The following is a 16,780-nucleotide window of genomic DNA, read 5'->3' as shown; positions in this document are numbered from 1 at the left end:
CCGCCTTAAGGAAAACTCGAGCATAGCGGGCATGCGGTGGGCCTACTGGCCCAACGAAAGATGGATTGTTTCAGCGATCCCCGCATTTATTGTGCGCTGCAATGACATCGACCACCTCAACAGCGCTGCGCTTCACCTTCGCCGGCATGATTGCGATGGCTGTCGCCATGGGCATCGGCCGCTTCGTCTACACGCCGATCCTGCCCGGCATGATGGAAGAACTGCATCTTTCGCCGGCCAATGCCGGCTGGATCGCCTCAGCCAATTATCTCGGCTACCTCATCGGCGCGTTTCTGGCGGCGGGTGGTTGGGCGCATGGCCGCGAGCGTCTGCTGATGCTAGCGGCTCTTGGCGCCAGCACCGTGCTTGCCGCCTTGATGGGGCTGACCGACACCATGGTCGCCTTTCTCGTCATCCGCTTTCTGGCCGGCCTGGCCAGCGCCTTCGTCATGGTCTTCATGGCCAGCATCGTCTTCAGCCATATCAGCGCTGCCGGTCGTGGCGACCTGCAGGCTTGGCATTTCGGTGGCGTGGGTCTCGGCATCGCGATCTCCGCGGCGATGATGGCGGTGCTGGTCAGCGAACATGCCGGCTGGGCGGCGGGCTGGTTGTGGTCAGCGGCAATTTCGGCTTGCGGTTTCGTCGTCGTGGCGCTGCTGGTCAATGAAGGCCCGCTCGCCAGCGGGGAGGTCGTCCGCGAGCCGGCCCTGCCGAAAGACCGGTCGCTGATGAAGATCATCGTCGCCTATGGCCTGTTTGGCTTCGGCTATGTGGTGACCGCGACGTTCCTGGTCGCCATCGTGCGGCAAGGTGGCGGAAGCCGCGTCTTCGAGGCCGTGGTATGGATGGTCGCCGGCCTTGCCGGCTTTCCCTCGGTCTGGCTCTGGCAGAAGATCGCCGCCAGGATCGGGCTTTACGCGGTCTATGCTTTGGGATGCCTCGTCGAAGTGGTCGGCGTCACGGCCAGTGTGGCCCTCGGCGGCGTCATCGGGCCATTGCTCGGCGGGCTCTTGCTCGGCGGCACCTTCATCGCCGTCACCGCGCTCGGTCTCCAGACCGCGAGGCTACTGGCGCCAATGGCGCCGCGGCGCATCTTTGCCTTGATGACGGCGTCATTCGGCCTTGGCCAGATCATCGGCCCGATCGTCGCCGGGCTTCTGGCGCAGGCGTCAGGCAATTTCTTCCTCGCTTCGATCGTCGCGGCGGCCATGCTGGTGGTCTCCGGAATCATCATATGGTCGGCCGCGCCAAAATCGCCATGATTCATGGTCTTGCTCGGCGCAGTGCATAGGGCAGGCATTTTCTTTCCCCCTAATGTGTGACTTTATGCCCGCCGAAGTCAGCTGATTTGCCCACCGAGCAAGGAATTCGCCACAGTGTTCGTATCCTTCTTCCCGCAGCCGAAGCTCTTTTTTCTTCGGCCGCCCTCTGGAGCCTTGCGGCAATCCTGTTCTGGTTTTTCGGGGGGGAGCAGCTGGGGGCCGTTTTCGGGATGCCACCGGCGGCGGCTGACGCGCCACCCATCATCGGCATCGCCATCCTCGTATCGAAGCCGTTCCTTTGGTTTTATCTCTACTTCGCGTTTTGCGTGCTCGTCTTCTACGCGTTCTGGAGCTGGTACTCACCGCATCCATGGCAGCGCTGGTCGATCCTGATGACGGCGGTCATCCTGTTCTTCATCTATTTCAATGTGCAGGTCAGCGTTGCCGTCAACGCGTGGTACGGCCCGTTCTTCGACTATGTGCAGGGCCTGATGTCAGGGACCGGAAAATCGACCAACGGCGAATTCTACACCGGGCTGGCCGATTTCTCGTGGCTGGCACTGGTCGGCATGAATGTGCAAGTGGTCAATGCCTTCATCGTCAGCCACTGGATCTTCCGCTGGCGCACGGCGATGAACAATTATTTCATCGAGAACTGGGGCAGGCTGCGCCATATCGAGGGCGCTTCGCAGCGTATCCAGGAAGATACGATGCGGTTCTCGCAGATCATGGAGGATCTCGGCTCCAGCTTCGTCCAGTCGATCATGACCCTGATCGCCTTCCTGCCGGTCATGATCCAGTTGCAGGCCCATATCAGCGAGCTGCCGATCATCGGCGCAGTCCCGCAGCCTCTGGTGATTGCAGCGCTTGCCTGGTGCCTGTTCGGAACCATCTCGGTCATGGTTGCCGGCTTGAAACTTCCGGGGCTGCAGTTCCGCAACCAGCGCGTCGAAGCCGCATACCGTAAGGAACTGGTCTATGGCGAGGATCATGCGGACAGGGCGCAGCCGGCGACCACCGCCGAACTGTTCGAAAATGTTCGTCACAACTATTTCAGGCTCTATTTTCACTACATCTACTTCAACGTTGTCCGGTACACCTACCTTCAGGCCGACAACATTTTTTCGCTGTTGATCCTGGGTCCGTCGCTGGTCGCCCACAAGATAACGTTCGGGGCCCTGAACCAGATCTCGAATGCCTTCGGCAAGGTGACGGGTTCGCTTCAGTTCCTGCTCACCTCCTGGTCGACCATCGTCGAGCTTCAGTCGGTCCACAAGCGCCTGCGCGCCTTCGAGGCGACCCTGCTGGGCGAACCGTTGCCCGATATCGACCAGCGCTATCTGGCAAGGCAGGGCGCCGAAGATCCGGCATAGTAAGGATTTGATGCGAACCGGGTTGGCGGTTCAGCCGCCAACCGAGGGCTGCTTCCGGCCTGCATCCTGCCGCGAAACATAATCGCGAAAACTGATGCATTCGACATCTGATTTGACGCAGACCTCGCTGGCAAAGCGCTCCAGTGCGTTCCAATAGGCGCCGTCATTCATCAGCGTGAAGTGGAAGCCCAGTTCCAGCGGAATGCGCTTGCCCTGATATTGTCTGTCGAAGGCTGCGCGGAAGGCGTCATAGGTCCGGTCGGTGAACTCGCTCGCCTTGCTTGGCCGCTCGAAGCCGCCGGAATGCCTGACATAGAGATTATAGTCCATGGCGATGACAGGCCTCGATTTCGGTCCCTCCGGAATCTGCGGCAGTGAAAAATGCATGATGCCGTTGCTGGCCGTCGGCCAGGCAGGGCCTTGCGAAACGCCGCTGGCGTCAAACTGGTAGCCGGCGGCGGGCAGCGCCTCGTAAAGCGCCTTGCTGGTCGACAGATACGGCGCGCGGAAACCGACAACCACATGCCGCGCGAAATCACGCCAGCCGGGTGGCTCTGGCGTAATGTTGTTGATCGCATAGGCGTTCTCGAGAATGTGTTGGAACGAACCGAACTCGGTCAGCCAGTCGGCCTTGCTCCAGTCCTTGCCGTCGAAATGGCCGCAGGCGTGGCTGCCCATGTCGTGGCCCTCATGCGCGGCAAGGCCGATCTGCTCGAGCCGCTCGGCCACTTCCTGCTTCGAGGCGGCAAAGCCGATGTTGGATTTGCCAGCTGTTTTGCCCGGCGCGGTGTATTCCCTGCGTGTCTCCGGCGACAGAAGGAAGACGCAGGACAGAAAATAGGTGAAATGCGCGCCGGTGCGCTGCGCCAGCGCCCGGCTGCGCTTCCACTGCGAAATGTCGCGCGCGCTATCGAACGAGATGATGACGACCTGTTTCGGCTTTGCCGGCATTGGCGGTGCGGGCGGGTCGGCCAGAGCCACGCCTGCGGTGGCGAGCGAGGCAAGCGAGAGCGCAACAACGCGAGACAAACAAGGCATCGGCAAACTTACTGGCTCCTGGCGGTCAACAAGCCGGCTATCCCCGAAATGTGGCGTGGGTGCGATTGGCCTTTTTGCCGGTTTGCTCGGGGCAAACATTCGTTTGCCCCCGGGGAATAGGCGATTTTCCGCTCGAACCCCTTCCATGCCGACAAAATTTCGCTAAAACGCGGGCTCATGAACAGCCCCGGCCCGGGGCAAAAGTGGTTTTGATTGATGTCCGACGACAGTTTTATCCGTGAAGTCAATGACGAGATGCGCCGCGAGCAGGCGCAGAAGCTGTGGGACCGTTTTGGCCCCGCCTTGATCGTCATTGCGATCCTGGTGGTGCTCGGCACCGCCGCTTTCGTCGGCTACCGCTATTGGGACGAGACGCGCGCCAACCGCTCCGGCGATGCCTTCTCGCAGGCCTTGAAGCTTGCCAATGACGGCAAGAACGATGATGCGCTGGCCGCGCTCGATCAGCTGGAGAAGGATGGCTACGGCGCCTATCCGTTGCTCGCCCGGATGCGTGCCGCCACCGTCAAGGCGAGCAAGGGTGACACCGCCGCCGCCGTCAAGGACTTCGACGATGTCGCCGCCGACACCGCCATTCCCCAGGGCATTCGCGACATGGCACGGCTGCGCGCTGCCCTTCTGCTCGTAGATCACGGCTCCTTCGCCGATGTGTCCAGCCGCGTCGAGGCGCTGACATCGGACACCAACACGCTGCGCCACACGGCGCGCGAGGCGCTCGGCCTTGCCGCCTGGAAGGAAGGCAAGACCCAGGACGCGCTGAAACTGTTCGACCAGATCGCCGCCGATGACGGCGCCCCGCGCAACACCCGCGAGCGGGCAACCCTGATGTTCGAACTGATCCGCGGGTCAGGCAGTGCATCGTGACGTTCAAAGTCGCCATCATAGGCAGACCTAACGTCGGCAAATCGACCCTTTTCAATCGGCTGGTGGGAAGGAAGCTGGCGCTTGTCGACGACACGCCGGGCGTCACCCGCGACCGTCGCGTCCATGCCGCCAAGCTCTACGACCTGCATTTCGATGTCATCGACACAGCCGGTTTCGAGGATGCCGGCGCCTCGACTTTGCCCGGTCGCATGCGCGCGCAGACCGAGATCGCCATCCACGAAGCCGACCTGATCTTCTTCACCATCGACGCCAAGTCCGGTCTGCTGCCTGACGACAGGACCTTCGCCGAGATCGTGCGCAAATCCGGCAAGCCGGTCGTGCTGGTCGCCAACAAGGCCGAAGCCAAGGGCGCGCAGGGCGGCATGCTGGAGGCCTGGGAACTCGGGTTGGGCGAACCGATCCCGGTTTCGGCCGAGCATGGCCAGGGCATGCCCGATCTGCGGGATGCGGTGATCGGCGCGCTCGGCGAGGCGCGCGCTTTCGGTGAGGAAGAAGAGGGCGAAGACGAGGAGATTGCCGCCACCGAGGTGCTGATCGGCGAGGACATTGCCGATCCTGACGCCGAGGATGTGCATAGCTATGACGACACCAAGCCGATGCGTATCGCCGTCGTCGGCCGCCCGAACGCCGGCAAGTCGACGCTGATCAACGCGCTGATCGGCGAGGAGCGGCTGCTGACCGGGCCGGAAGCCGGCATCACCCGCGATTCGATCTCGGTCGACTGGGATTGGCATGGCCGCCGCCTGAAGCTGTTCGACACGGCCGGCATGCGCCGCAAGGCCAGGATCCACGAGAAGCTCGAAGTGATGTCGGTGCAGGACGGCTTGCGCGCTATCCGCTTTGCCGAGATTGTCGTCATCGTGCTCGATGCCACCATTCCCTTCGAGAAGCAGGATCTGCAGATCGCCGACCTGATCATCCGCGAAGGCCGGGCGCCGGTGATCGCCTTCAACAAATGGGATCTGATCGATCATCCGCAGGAGCTTCTGGCGGAACTGCGCGAGAAGACCGAGCGGCTGCTGCCGCAGGTGCGCGGCATCCAGGCCGTGCCGGTCTCGGCCGAGACCGGGCGGGGCCTCGACAAGCTGATGGATGCGGTGCTCAAGACCCACAAGGTCTGGAACAGCCGTGTCTCGACCGGCAAGCTCAACCGCTGGCTTGAAGCCATATTGGCGCATCATCCGCCGCCCGCCGTCGCCGGCCGTCGGCTGAAGGTCAAATACGTCACCCAGGCCAAGACGCGGCCGCCGGGTTTTGTTGTCCAGTGCTCGCGGCCGGATGCGATGCCGCAATCCTACGTCCGCTATCTCTCCAACAGCCTGCGAGAGGCCTTCGATATTCCGGGCGTGCCGATCCGTATCGCGCTACGCACCTCGGACAACCCGTTCGCCGGCAGGGCCAAGAAGCGCGGCTGAGCCTCGGCCCTCTTCAGATCAGGCCACGGCACGCAAGCCGGCATCCGTCCGCGTATTGTTCGGCAGCGCCTGCCGCGCCGCTTCCAGCAATATGTCGGCGAGGCGGGCCGCCACCGGCTCGGGCTCGTCATCCCTCCGATGCAGGTACAGCGCCATTTTGGGCAGCGCCGGCAGGCCAGAGATCTCCGGCGTCATCGCGATGACGCTAGCCGGAAGGCCGATGTCGGTGCGGATGGTCAACCCAAGGCCGGCCGCGACGGCCGCCCAGATGCCGCCAAGGCTCGGGCTGGAAAAGGCCATGCGCCAGGGCAGGCCGGCGCGGTCGAGCGTTTCCGTCGCCACCGTGCGCAGCAGGCATGGCGCTTCGAGCGCCACCAGCGGCAGTGGCTCGCCGTCACGCAGGCTGGTCTCGATGCGTTTGGCCGGGCCGATCCAGCGCATCGGAACATCGGCGATGTGCTCGCTGTAAGGCAGCGTCTGGCCACAGTGCCAGGCGAGTGCGATGTCGAGGCTGCCTGACATCACCCTTTCGGCGAGGTCGTGGCTACGCCCGATCCTGGCCTCGATCTTGACCTTGGGGTGGGCGCGGGCAAAGCGGCCGAGCACGTCCGGCAGCACCGCTTCGCCGAAATCCTCCTGCATGCCGAGCCGCACCCAGCCTTCCAGCTCGACATCATGGATCGCCGCTGCCGCCTCGTCGTTCAGGTCGAGCAGCCGGCGCGCATAACCGAGCATCGTCTCGCCGGCCTCCGTCAAGGCGAGCCCGCGCCCCGACTTGCGGAAGATCGGCGTTGCCGCCTGTTCTTCCAGTTTCTTCAATTGCGCGCTGACCGCCGAGGTGGAGCGGCCAAGCCGGTCGGCGGCCTTGGCAAAGCTGCCCAGCTCCATGCCGGTGACGAAACTCCTGAGAACATCGAGGTCGAATGTCACGCGCCGCATGTGATCGTCCTATTTATCAGGATCATTTGTGTAGAACTTCCTGATTTTAAGGAAGGATTTATGACGATAAAGACAGCCCGTCAAGGCCTGTGCCAATGGCCACCACGGGAATGAAGTCATGTCCGCCATCGTCGACTGTACCGATCAACAGCCCACTCAAATTCTGAAAGACAGAGCTGCCGATCCTGCCGAGAGAGTCTTCAGTCCCGGCCATCGCTGGAAGGTGTTGGGCATCGGCGTCGCAGCGAACGCCAGTTTCTCGGCCACCTTTTCCGGCATACCGGCAACGGCAGTCGTGCTTCGTCAGGGCTACCATCTAAGCAATGCCGAACTTGGCCTGGCGCTCGGCCTTCTCGGCTTGGGCGTTGCGCTCAGCGAACTGCCCTGGGGCTTGCTCACCGACCGCTGGGGCGATCGCCGTGTGCTCCTGATCGGGCTTGGCGCGACGGCCGCCTGGCTTCTTGCCATGGCCATGCTCGTCGTGCCGACAAGGTCAGGCACTCCCGACGTCATGCTGCTTTCGGCAAGCCTGCTCGTCACCGGGCTCCTCGGCGGCAGTGTCAACGGCTCAAGCGGCCGCGCCATAATGGGCTGGTTCCGGGAAAACGAACGTGGCTTCGCCATGAGCATCAGGCAGACGGCGGTGCCGCTTGGCGGCGGCCTCGGCGCGCTTGTCCTGCCCTCGCTTGCGCTCGCTTTCGGCTTTTCCGCGGTGTTCGGGCTGCTGGCGGGCGCCTCCGCTCTTTCCGCCCTGTTTGCCTGGCGTTGGCTGCACGAACCACCGACAGCGGGTCACGTCGTTTCGCCTGATGTGGCCGGACCGGCGCCGCTGCGCAACATCGAGGTCTGGCGTATCGCAACCGCCATCGGCCTGCTCTGCTTTCCGCAGGTGGCGGTGCTCACTTTCGCATCGGTGTTCCTGCACGACTTCGCCGGGCTGGGAACGGCGGCGATCAGTGCGAGCCTCGCCGCGGTGCAGGTCGGCGCCATGGTCATGCGCGTCTGGAGCGGCCGCTACACCGACCGCCACGGCAACCGCCGCCAGTTTCTGCGCGCATGCAGCGCGCTCAGCGCGCTTGCCTTTGCCGTACTTTGGCTGCTGGTCCTGGCCAGCCCCGCCATGCAGGGCGGCCAGTCCTTCCTGATTGCCGTCCTTCCCTTGGTGCTGATTGCCGCGGGCATCTCGGTCTCCGCTTGGCATGGTGTCGCCTATACTGAGCTTGCCACGCTTGCCGGCGCCGGCCATGTCGGAACCGCGCTCAGTCTGGCCAACACCTTCGTTTTCGTCGGCTTCTTCCTGGTGCCGGTGGCCATCCCGGGGCTGCTGCACCTCTGGTCCTGGTCCGGCGTCTGGCTGTCGGCCGCCATCTGCGCGCTGATCTCGGGGCCGATCTTTCTGCGGCCGGTTGCGCCCCGATCAGCTTGAGACAAGTCAAACCAAGGCGGCCAGCGGCATATGCTGGGATGAAGGTGCGTGCCTGGACATCGGGAACCGCCTTTTGGCCCAGGCGATGGCGGGTTTTTCCGCCGTTCGATGGAGGATGACCGAAAGGCCAAGGCTCAATATCGCTGCCAAAGGTGTGGCTGCTATTGGACCGTAGTGCTTATCGATCTCGTAATTGTAGGCCAGGTTGAAAATGACAATTTGATGGATCATGTAGAATGCGAAACTGATCTCGCCGCAGAAAATCAACGGGCGGCAAGATAGAACACGCGTCGCCACACCGGATTGGTGCGCAAAGACATAGACTATGGCAGCGAATACCGGATACATCCCATATTCGCGGTACGCTACAGACGCCATGACCGATGCGTGATTGGCGAAGAATTGCGTGATCTCGTCATGCGCGCCGGCATAAAGCACTAGGCCGGCGATTGCCGCGATTTGAGCGGACGCCAACCAGCCGGCGGGGATGCGCCGAAGTCTGAACAATTGATAGACGGCTATCCCCGACAGGAATTCCACCATCCGCAGGGGCGGGAAAAGTTGAACGAACGATGCGTCCGTAACGTAGAAATCCAGCCACGGTCGTTCGGAAGAAGGCGGAAATACAGGACCGGGCAAAACCGCCGTGAACGCTAGCAGGCCGAGGACGGCAAGGGTCCAGCCGCAAATCACCAGCATGACCTGGTTTGGCCTCAGGATCAGAATGAACGGCAGGATAAGGTAGAAGAATAACTCGACCGATATCGACCATGAGACGCCATTGTAGGCGTAGGCCGTGCCGTAGGTCGGAATCCATGAGCTCTGGAGCGTCGTCGTTAGATATGCGGTGAGAAGGCTTGCCGGTTCATGAAGCGTCACCACGGCAAAAAAGGAACACAGCACGTGGACAGGCCAGAGCCTGAAAAATCTCTGGCAGACAAAGTGTCTTACATCGCGCCAGTCAAGGAAGCGCCCTGCGAAACTGTAGGACAAAACGAACCCCGACAGGACAAAGAAGAACGAGACGGCGCATCCCAGATCCATGTTCCGGATGTATTGCGACGCATCGATTCCAAACACCTTTAGATGATGGATGAATATCGATAGGGCCGCAAAAGCCCGCAAGGCCGTCAAATTATGAAGCTGGGGGCGTCCGGGTGGCCCTATCGAGTTCACGCCGTTTGCGGTTGTAGTGTCCACGACCGTTGCCTCGTCGCTCGGCTTGCGCGGCCGCTGTTTCGAACAGCTCCATTGTGACGCTTGGAATATGGATATCCGGTTAAGTCCGGTTCTAGGAACGCGGATTGGCGGGTATTGCGTCGCCATCCCGCCGCAAAACCATCCGACTTCGAAACCACGACCTTGAGCCGACTGAGAAAACCCGATCGATCCCGTTAACGTCCCATCAAGGTTAATGCATCATTTTGCTCTCCAGTGGGGTCAGTGGCGTTCCTGGAGAGTTCAGTGCATCGACGTGTGTTGAAGCGGCTTATTGCCGCCGCCGGTGAGAAGAAACGCAGCTTTGTGTCTCCGTCCATCATCGGCCTCGGCATCTGGATCGGCTTCCCGACCGTCGCCGCCTACCAGGATATGACCAGCCTCGTCTCCGGCCTTGAATCGCCGACCGCGCGCTGGAATTCTTATGTCGAGAGATCCGTCGCGGGCTCGACCCATGCCGCCGAGATGCCGTTCGTCGATTCCGACATCACCGGCTCGATCTCCGGATCGGGCATTCACCTGGCAGGCGTCGGCAACGTGTCGTTTCGCGGCAAGGGCGGCAAGGTCAGCGGCTCGCCCGACGAGGACCGCGTCATGCGCGCCGACAAGAAGGGCCGCATCGTCCAGATGTCTCCCGTCGCCCCGCCGAAGAACTTCAACGCCGGTTCGATCTTCCAGCGGACTTCCTCCTTGACGCGGCCGAGCATGGACGGCGACCTGAAGATGGCTTTTGCCAAGCCGCAGATCAAAGGCAAGGAAATCCAGATCGCCGCAGCGTTCCATGCGCGCGAGGACAAGAAGCCGGATCCCGGCGTGCCGGCCATGCTTGCCTCCCTGGTCAACAACGACCATCCCGATATTCTGGCGACGGCCTATGCGCAATCCGAGCCGGACTATGCCAAGGCCTCGCCTTTCGAAGTTCTGCTTCAGGACGAAGAGCCCAACAGCGGCCGCTTCATTCCGCCGATGGCCAAGGGTGACCATTGGTGGATCCAGAATCCGCTGCCCGAGAGTGTCTTCTCCAAGAAGGAGCAGGCATGCCTGGCCAACGGTATCTACTTCGAGGCGAGAAGCGAATCCGTGCGCGGCCAGGCTGCCGTCGCACAGGTCATCCTCAATCGCGTCCGCAATCCGGCCTATCCGAATTCGATCTGCGGCGTCGTCTATCAGAACGACAGCTGGTTCAACCGTTGCCAGTTCTCATTCGCTTGCGACGGCAGGAAGAAGCGCATCGACAGCCCCGTCGCCTACAAGACCGCGCAGGACATTGCCATGGCCGTCACCGCCGGCAAGATCTTCATCCCGGAGGTTGGATCATCGACGCATTATTACGCCCAATATGTCCATCCCGGCTGGGCGCGCACGATGCAGAAGATGACCAAGATCGGCCTGCATATCTTCTATCGCACCTATGGCGGCGGCTGGAGCTGAGGGCTCGTCAGCCGTTGGCCTTTTTGGCCCACCGCGAGCTTGATCAGGAAGCCATTGCACGGAGGATTCGGGCGCCGTATCCATGTCCGCATGACGGGCACGATGTCGCACCTCTCTAATCCATTGATTTTATTGCGTAAAATACATGGCAACGAACTTCCGCCCGTGGCTTGACGGGCGCAAACCCTCTAACTATGTTGCCGGCGACTTTAGAAGCGGACGGACGGTGACGGTCTGACCGGGCAGGGGGGTTGCGATGGCCGACAAGAATGGGCCAGACGGAACCGGAGAAACCGGCCGCGGCAAGCAGCATGAAGCCGACATCCGTGACGACGATCTTGAGCGACGTCGGCGTGAACTTGAAGCATCGCTTGCGACAAGGCTGCCGAACCGGCTCGAGGGAAGAGACGACGCGAAAGCGGGCAGTGCGGCCGGTTATGGCCAGGCGGTCAAGCTCTCCAGCGAATTTATCGCTGGCGTGGTGGTGGGTGCGGGCATCGGCTGGATCATCGACCGTCTGGCGGGGACATCGCCGTGGGGTCTGATCGTTTTCCTGCTGCTTGGTTTTGGCGCCGGTGTGCTCAATGTGATGCGTTCCGCAGGCGTTGTGGCAGAATTCGGACAGGGCAACAAATCGCGCTCTGACCGGAACGATAGTAAATAGCCGCTTAAAGGCGGCAATGATAATTTGGCCGTACGCGGCATTGACGGGGTTGAAACGTGGCAGCTGACAAGGTCGATCCGATCCACCAGTTCCATATCATCAAGCTGATTCCGATTAACATCGGCGGCTACGACCTGTCTTTCACCAACTCTGCGCTGTTCATGGTCGCGACCGTGGTCGTTGCCGCTGCATTCCTGTTCCTCACCACGTCGAGCCGCAGCTTGGTTCCCGGGCGTCTGCAGTCGGTCTCCGAAATGGCCTACGAATTCGTCGGCAACATGCTGCGCGATGCTGCCGGTACGCAGGGCATGAAGTTCTTCCCGTTCGTGTTCTCGCTTTTCATGTTCGTGCTGGTCGCCAATCTGCTCGGCCTGTTCCCCTATTTCTTCACCATCACCAGCCACATCATCGTCACTTTCGGCCTCGCTGCATTGGTGATCGGTACCGTGGTGGTCTACGGCTTCATGAAGCACGGTCTCGGCTTCCTGAAACTGTTCGTGCCGCATGGCGTGCCGGTATTCCTGCTGCCGCTGGTGGTGCTGATCGAGGTCATTTCCTTCGTGTCGCGCCCGGTCAGCCTCTCGGTTCGTCTATTTGCAAACATGCTTGCCGGCCACATCACGCTGAAGGTGTTTTCGGGCTTCGTGGTCAGCCTCTCCGCGCTCGGCGCGGTCGGCGTGGCGGGCTCGATCCTGCCGCTGGCCATGGCAGTGGCGCTCACCGCGCTCGAATTGCTGGTCGCATTCCTGCAGGCCTATGTCTTCGCGGTGTTGACCTGCATGTATCTCAACGACGCCCTGCATCCCGGGCACTGAGGGAAAAGTTTCCGGCCCAAGATTTTCCAACATTGGCCCCGGATAGAATCGCAACGGAATTTTAGATCCAAAGGAGTTGAACAAATGGACGCAGAAGCAGCAAAGTACATCGGCGCCGGTATCGCTTGCCTGGGCATGGGTGGCGCGGGCATTGGCCTGGGCAATATCTTCGGCAGCTACCTCTCGGGCGCGCTGCGCAACCCTTCGGCCGCTGATGGCCAGTTCGGCCGTCTGATCTTCGGCTTCGCCGTGACCGAAGCTCTGGGCATTTTCTCGCTTCTCATCGCGCTGCTGGCCCTGTTCGGCTGAGCATTTGAGAAGATTGGACAGGCCGGCCGCGCAGGCGGCGGGCCTGATTTCTGGGGATAGTCCATGTTCGTGACATCTGCCTTCGCGCAAGAGTCCGCGCCTGCCACCGATACCAGCCACGCTGCGACCGGGGGCGACACGCATTCCGCCACCGGCGTGCCTGCGGAGGCGCACGGCACGTTTCCGCCATTCGATCCTGCGACATACCCGTCTCAGCTTCTGTGGCTGGCGATCACTTTCGGGCTGTTCTACCTCTTCCTGAAGCGGGTCGTGATGCCCCGCGTCGGCGGCATCATCGATGTCCGCAACGACCGTATCAGCAAGGACCTCGACCAGGCGAGCAAGTTGAAGGGCGAGGCCGACGCTGCCGTTGCTGCTTACGAGCAGGAATTGGCGGAGGCCAAGAAGAACGCCAACTCGATCGGCCAGCAGGCCGCCGATGCGGCTAAGGCGGAGGCCGACACCGCGCGCAAAAAGATCGAGGCCGCACTCGACGAGAAGCTTGGCGAAGCCGAGGCACGCATTTCTTCCATCAAGGCCAACGCCATGAAGGAAGTCGGGGGCATAGCCGAGGGCGCCGCTTCCGAAATCGTCGAGGCATTGGTCGGCGGCGGCAAGGCCAGCAAGGCCGAGATCGCGGCTGCGGTCAAATCCGTGGCCGGGTGAGGAGCGCATCATGGACGCCACATCTCTCGCAACGCTCTGGGCAACGATAGCCCTCATTATCTTCCTGGGCGTTGCCGTCTATATCAAGGTGCCGGGCATCATCGCCAAGGCACTCGATGCCCGCGCCGCCAGGATCAGCAACGAGCTCGACGAAGCGCGCCGCCTGCGCGAGGAAGCCCAGCAACTGCTTGGCCAGTATCAGAAGAAGCGCAAGGAAGCCGAGCAGGAAGCAGCCGACATCGTCGCGGCTGCCAAGCGCGAGGCCGAAGTGCTCGCCGCCGACGCGCACAAGAAGACCGAAGACTATGTTGTCAGGCGCACCGCTCTTGCCGAACAGAAGATCGGCCAGGCCGAGCGTGATGCGATTGCCGAAGTGCGCGCCAGCGCCGTCGATATTGCCGTCGAGGCCGCCCGTGCGCTACTGGCTGCCAAGGTCGACGTCAAGGCCGGAGCTGATATCTTCAAGGCGTCGCTTGCGGACGTGAAGGCGAAGCTGAACTGAGCTTACAGCATCAAGTAGATGAAAAGCCGCCTGGGCAACCTGGCGGCTTTTTTGTTGGGGCGCTGAGGCCAGCGCTGTGGATCTCCCCGTGAGAGCCGTCACCGTTGTTTCGCGTATCTCCGAGAAATGACGTCGTCGCTCAGTCCAACCCGGCCAAGCCCTCTTCCTCAATCACCTCCGCCCCACCCAGCCGGAACGGCGCGAACGAAACCCGGTGCAGCCGCGCGACTGGTCCATGCGCCTCGATCGCCGTGCGATGCCGGACCGTCGCATAGCCCATATGGACCTCGAAGCCGTAGCGGCCGTGATGGTTGCCGCAGCCGCACATCATGCGATCGCGCATCACCTTGGCAACGATCGAGGCGGCGGCGATCGACTGTGAGCGCTGGTCGCCCTTGATCAGCGCGCGGCCGTCGCATGGCAGCCCTGGTGGCACATCGCGTCCGTCGGCGAGCGCGAGCTTCGGCCGGACCGACAACCCGACCACCGCACGGCGCATCGCCTCGAGGCTCGCCTTGAGGATGTTGCTGCCGTCAATGCCCTCGGCGCTGATCGAAGCCATGGAAACTGCCTGCGCCGAGCCAAGAATGCGCATGAACAGCGCTTCGCGCTGCAAATGGCTGAGCCGTTTGGAATCGTCGAGGCCTTCGGGAATGTTGGCGGGGTCGAGCACCACGGCGGCTGCGACCACCGGCCCGGCCAGAGGACCGCGGCCGGCCTCGTCCATGCCTGCGACCGGCCACAAGCCCTCGGCCATCGCCTTCGTCTCGAAGGAGAAATCGGGTTTCTCGACGATTTCGAAGAGAAGCGGAGAATCGGAACGCGCGCGAGCCATGTTGCGGCGAGGTTCGCATCGGCTCCGATTCTCCGCAAGTCCCTCCGGGTCGGGTGGGGCGCCGGACCGGGAGGGCACCGTCTGCAGGCCGGGGCAGGCCGGACGGGACTTCTTGCCATGGCAGGTCAAACCGCCACGGCGAATTGCATTTTCAGAGCAGCATCAACTGTTCCTGGTCTTTTCCAGCGGCTACGAACTGGTCGGTGCGCAGCGTGCGCCGCTCGGCATTGAGACCGAGCCGCTTGGCGGTGATCTCGAAGCGCCGGCCGATTTGCCAGGCGTAAGGACCGGCACCCTTCATGCGCTTGCCCCATTCCGAATCGTAGTCCTTGCCGTCGCGCATAGAACGGATCAGCGACATCACGTGACGGTAGCGATCGGGATAGTGGCGCAGCAGCCAGTCCTTGAAGATCGGGCTGACCTCCAGCGGCAGGCGCAGAACGACATAGCCCGCCTCGCGCGCGCCGGCAGCACGTGCCGAATCGAGGATCCGTTCCATCTCCTGGTCGGTGAGGCCTGGGATGATCGGCGCCACCATGACCGAAGCCGGAATGCCGGCATCCGAAAGCTGTCGGATCGCCTCCAGCCGCTTGGTCGGCGTCGACGCGCGGGGTTCCATGGTGCGCGCCAACATGCGGTCCATTGTCGTCACCGACAGCGCCACCTTGGCCAGCCCCCGTTCGGCCATGCGCGACAGGATGTCGATGTCGCGCGTCACCAAAGCGGATTTGGTGACGATGCCGACCGGATGGCCACGCGCTTCCAGCACTTCGAGGATCTCGCGCATGATCCGGTACTGCTTCTCGATCGGCTGGTAGGGATCGGTGTTGGTGCCGATGGCGATGGTGCGCGGCTGGTATCCGTCCTTCGACAGCTCCTTGTCGAGCAGCCGCGCCGCATCCGGTTTGGCGAACAGCTTGGATTCAAAATCCAGGCCCGGCGACAGGCCCATGAACGAATGTGTCGGCCGGGCAAAGCAATAGACGCAGCCATGCTCGCAACCGCGATAGGGGTTGATCGACCGGTCGAAGGAGATGTCTGGCGATTCATTGCGGGTGATAATGGTGCGCGGCTTTTCCACCTGCACCTCGGTCTTGAACGGCGGCAGCTCCTCCAGAGAATTCCACCCGTCATCGAAGACATGCCGGCTGACCGGCTCGAACCGTCCCGACGGATTGATCCCCGCCGACCGGCCGCGATTGCGATCCGGACGGACACGCACGCCACTCTGCTCGATCATCGCATTGGCCATCTCGGCGCGTCCTGCTCCGAAAGCTGCAATGTCTGCGCGCACGATCTGTTCCATCTTTGCCCGCTCCCAAGGACTTTCCATGTTCTGTCGAATCGTTCTGTTCATGAAATTATTCCTATTTTGCCGACAAGAACAAAGCAAGAACTTTTTATGTTGCGCTGCAAAAACTGGCGCTGTGCGCGGCTTTCCGCTATTCGGCTAAACATGCTCAGTGTTCTCATCGAAACACGCAATGACGAGGAGGCTCTCGCCCGCACGCTCGGTTCGCTGATTGGCGGCGCGGTCGAGGGCGTGGTGCGCGAGGTCGTCATCTGTGACACCGGCTCCACCGACCAGACGCACCGTGTCGCCGAGCATGCCGGCTGCCACTATGTGGCGAGCGGCGGCATCGCCGCCGGCATCAGGCAGGCCAAGGGAGACTGGCTGTTGCTGCTGGAGCCGGGCGCGCGGCTTGTGGAAGGCTGGATCGATGCGGTCGTCGCCCACACGGCCAAGCAAACAATGGCGGCGCAATTCTCTCGCACACGCGGCAGCCGCACGCCATTCCTGGCGAGGGTCTTTTCAGGAAACCGCGCTTTGGCCGATGGGCTGGTGATCAGCAAGCGCCAGGCTGCGTCCCTGTCGAAAAGTGCCGGCAGCGCCGAGGCTCTGGCGCGTGGCCTGGCGACAAAGAGGCTCGACGCCGAGATCTGGGTGGCGCCGCCGAAGCAGCAGCACCGCTCGCCAAAGTGA

The 16,780-nt window shown here is 62.2% G+C and carries 16 protein-coding genes and 1 pseudogene; 12 read left to right on the top strand and 5 right to left on the bottom strand.

Translation table 11 applies throughout. The annotated features are described in order from the left end of the window. Positions 1-101 precede the first annotated feature (101 nt). The gene (locus ACZYHG_RS29735; protein ID WP_464611609.1) at positions 102-1,262 is read left to right on the top strand and encodes a YbfB/YjiJ family MFS transporter; all 1,161 of its coding nucleotides are present in this window, start codon (positions 102-104) and stop codon (positions 1,260-1,262) included. A gap of 114 nt (positions 1,263-1,376) precedes the next feature. Next, a pseudogene (gene sbmA / locus ACZYHG_RS29730) lies at positions 1,377-2,635 on the top strand (peptide antibiotic transporter SbmA). Positions 2,636-2,665: 30 nt separating this feature from the next. Here sbmA and ACZYHG_RS29725 read toward each other — a convergent pair. Further along, positions 2,666-3,673, bottom strand: coding sequence for a polysaccharide deacetylase family protein (locus tag ACZYHG_RS29725; RefSeq protein ID WP_464611608.1), 1,008 nt, complete (start codon positions 3,671-3,673; stop codon positions 2,666-2,668). A 216-nt stretch (positions 3,674-3,889) separates the two neighbouring features. On the opposite strand from ACZYHG_RS29725, the gene ACZYHG_RS29720 reads away from it, so the two are divergent. Together ACZYHG_RS29720 and der are read left to right on the top strand one after the other, a co-directional pair. Continuing rightward, positions 3,890-4,555 carry a tetratricopeptide repeat protein gene (locus tag ACZYHG_RS29720; RefSeq protein ID WP_464611607.1) on the top strand — a complete coding sequence of 222 codons (666 nt, stop codon included), beginning with the start codon at positions 3,890-3,892 and terminating at the stop codon, positions 4,553-4,555. Continuing rightward, positions 4,552-5,991 carry a ribosome biogenesis GTPase Der gene (gene der, locus ACZYHG_RS29715; RefSeq protein ID WP_464611606.1) on the top strand — a complete coding sequence of 480 codons (1,440 nt, stop codon included), beginning with the start codon at positions 4,552-4,554 and terminating at the stop codon, positions 5,989-5,991. Before ACZYHG_RS29720 ends, der begins: the two co-directional genes overlap by 4 nt. A gap of 18 nt (positions 5,992-6,009) precedes the next feature. Here der and ACZYHG_RS29710 read toward each other — a convergent pair whose 3' ends face one another. After that, the gene (locus tag ACZYHG_RS29710; protein WP_464611605.1) at positions 6,010-6,930 is read right to left on the bottom strand and encodes a LysR substrate-binding domain-containing protein; all 921 of its coding nucleotides are present in this window, start codon (positions 6,928-6,930) and stop codon (positions 6,010-6,012) included. A gap of 118 nt (positions 6,931-7,048) precedes the next feature. On the opposite strand from ACZYHG_RS29710, the gene ACZYHG_RS29705 reads away from it, so the two are divergent. Then, positions 7,049-8,356, top strand: a complete 1,308-nt coding sequence (locus tag ACZYHG_RS29705; RefSeq protein WP_464611604.1) for an MFS transporter — start codon at positions 7,049-7,051, stop codon at positions 8,354-8,356. Positions 8,357-8,362: 6 nt separating this feature from the next. Here ACZYHG_RS29705 and ACZYHG_RS29700 read toward each other — a convergent pair whose 3' ends face one another. Next, positions 8,363-9,556 carry an acyltransferase family protein gene (locus ACZYHG_RS29700; RefSeq protein ID WP_464611603.1) on the bottom strand — a complete coding sequence of 398 codons (1,194 nt, stop codon included), beginning with the start codon at positions 9,554-9,556 and terminating at the stop codon, positions 8,363-8,365. 264 nt (positions 9,557-9,820) lie between these two features. On the opposite strand from ACZYHG_RS29700, the gene ACZYHG_RS29695 reads away from it, so the two are divergent. From ACZYHG_RS29695 to ACZYHG_RS29670, 6 genes are all read left to right on the top strand, one after another. Continuing rightward, positions 9,821-11,005, top strand: a complete 1,185-nt coding sequence (locus ACZYHG_RS29695) for a cell wall hydrolase (protein ID WP_464611602.1) — start codon at positions 9,821-9,823, stop codon at positions 11,003-11,005. 256 nt (positions 11,006-11,261) lie between these two features. After that, the gene (locus ACZYHG_RS29690; protein WP_464611601.1) at positions 11,262-11,669 is read left to right on the top strand and encodes an AtpZ/AtpI family protein; all 408 of its coding nucleotides are present in this window, start codon (positions 11,262-11,264) and stop codon (positions 11,667-11,669) included. Positions 11,670-11,725: 56 nt separating this feature from the next. Beyond that, the gene (locus ACZYHG_RS29685; RefSeq protein ID WP_464611600.1) at positions 11,726-12,484 is read left to right on the top strand and encodes a F0F1 ATP synthase subunit A; all 759 of its coding nucleotides are present in this window, start codon (positions 11,726-11,728) and stop codon (positions 12,482-12,484) included. 84 nt (positions 12,485-12,568) lie between these two features. Then, a complete protein-coding gene (locus ACZYHG_RS29680) occupies positions 12,569-12,793 on the top strand; it encodes a F0F1 ATP synthase subunit C (RefSeq protein WP_013896722.1) in 225 nt (74 codons plus the stop codon). Between the two features lie 63 nt (positions 12,794-12,856). Then, positions 12,857-13,459 (top strand): F0F1 ATP synthase subunit B, encoded by a 603-nt coding sequence (locus tag ACZYHG_RS29675; RefSeq protein WP_464611599.1) that lies wholly within the window; start codon positions 12,857-12,859, stop codon positions 13,457-13,459. 10 nt (positions 13,460-13,469) lie between these two features. Next, on the top strand, positions 13,470-13,961 hold the full coding sequence (locus ACZYHG_RS29670) for a F0F1 ATP synthase subunit B (protein ID WP_464611598.1): 492 nt from the start codon (positions 13,470-13,472) through the stop codon (positions 13,959-13,961). A 139-nt stretch (positions 13,962-14,100) separates the two neighbouring features. Here ACZYHG_RS29670 and ACZYHG_RS29665 read toward each other — a convergent pair whose 3' ends face one another. Both ACZYHG_RS29665 and ACZYHG_RS29660 read right to left on the bottom strand, forming a co-directional pair. Next, positions 14,101-14,796: a ribonuclease HII gene (locus ACZYHG_RS29665; protein WP_464611597.1), complete on the bottom strand. Its 696-nt coding sequence runs from the start codon at positions 14,794-14,796 to the stop codon at positions 14,101-14,103. Positions 14,797-14,947: 151 nt separating this feature from the next. Further along, entirely contained in the window at positions 14,948-16,102 is a 1,155-nt protein-coding gene (locus ACZYHG_RS29660) for a PA0069 family radical SAM protein (RefSeq protein WP_464614819.1), read from the bottom strand. A gap of 150 nt (positions 16,103-16,252) precedes the next feature. On the opposite strand from ACZYHG_RS29660, the gene ACZYHG_RS29655 reads away from it, so the two are divergent. Beyond that, a complete protein-coding gene (locus ACZYHG_RS29655) occupies positions 16,253-16,780 on the top strand; it encodes a glycosyltransferase (protein ID WP_464611596.1) in 528 nt (175 codons plus the stop codon).

This window comes from Mesorhizobium subarcticum, from assembly GCF_055456085.1.
This window is presented reverse-complemented; position numbering and strand designations above follow the sequence as displayed.

Excerpts from the sequence above, each read along its gene's own strand:
- ACZYHG_RS29680 (WP_013896722.1), top strand. The coding sequence starts at position 12,569 with ATGGACGCAGAAGCAGCAAAGTACATCGGCGCCGGTATCGCTTGCCTG.
- ACZYHG_RS29655 (WP_464611596.1), top strand. The coding sequence starts at position 16,253 with ATGCTCAGTGTTCTCATCGAAACACGCAATGACGAGGAGGCTCTCGCC.
- ACZYHG_RS29660 (WP_464614819.1), bottom strand. The coding sequence starts at position 16,102 with ATGGAACAGATCGTGCGCGCAGACATTGCAGCTTTCGGAGCAGGACGC.
- ACZYHG_RS29710 (WP_464611605.1), bottom strand. The coding sequence starts at position 6,930 with ATGCGGCGCGTGACATTCGACCTCGATGTTCTCAGGAGTTTCGTCACC.
- ACZYHG_RS29735 (WP_464611609.1), top strand. The coding sequence starts at position 102 with ATGACATCGACCACCTCAACAGCGCTGCGCTTCACCTTCGCCGGCATG.
- ACZYHG_RS29670 (WP_464611598.1), top strand. The coding sequence starts at position 13,470 with ATGGACGCCACATCTCTCGCAACGCTCTGGGCAACGATAGCCCTCATT.
- ACZYHG_RS29665 (WP_464611597.1), bottom strand. The coding sequence starts at position 14,796 with ATGGCTCGCGCGCGTTCCGATTCTCCGCTTCTCTTCGAAATCGTCGAG.
- ACZYHG_RS29725 (WP_464611608.1), bottom strand. The coding sequence starts at position 3,673 with ATGCCTTGTTTGTCTCGCGTTGTTGCGCTCTCGCTTGCCTCGCTCGCC.
- ACZYHG_RS29705 (WP_464611604.1), top strand. The coding sequence starts at position 7,049 with ATGTCCGCCATCGTCGACTGTACCGATCAACAGCCCACTCAAATTCTG.
- ACZYHG_RS29720 (WP_464611607.1), top strand. The coding sequence starts at position 3,890 with ATGTCCGACGACAGTTTTATCCGTGAAGTCAATGACGAGATGCGCCGC.
- ACZYHG_RS29675 (WP_464611599.1), top strand. The coding sequence starts at position 12,857 with ATGTTCGTGACATCTGCCTTCGCGCAAGAGTCCGCGCCTGCCACCGAT.
- ACZYHG_RS29690 (WP_464611601.1), top strand. The coding sequence starts at position 11,262 with ATGGCCGACAAGAATGGGCCAGACGGAACCGGAGAAACCGGCCGCGGC.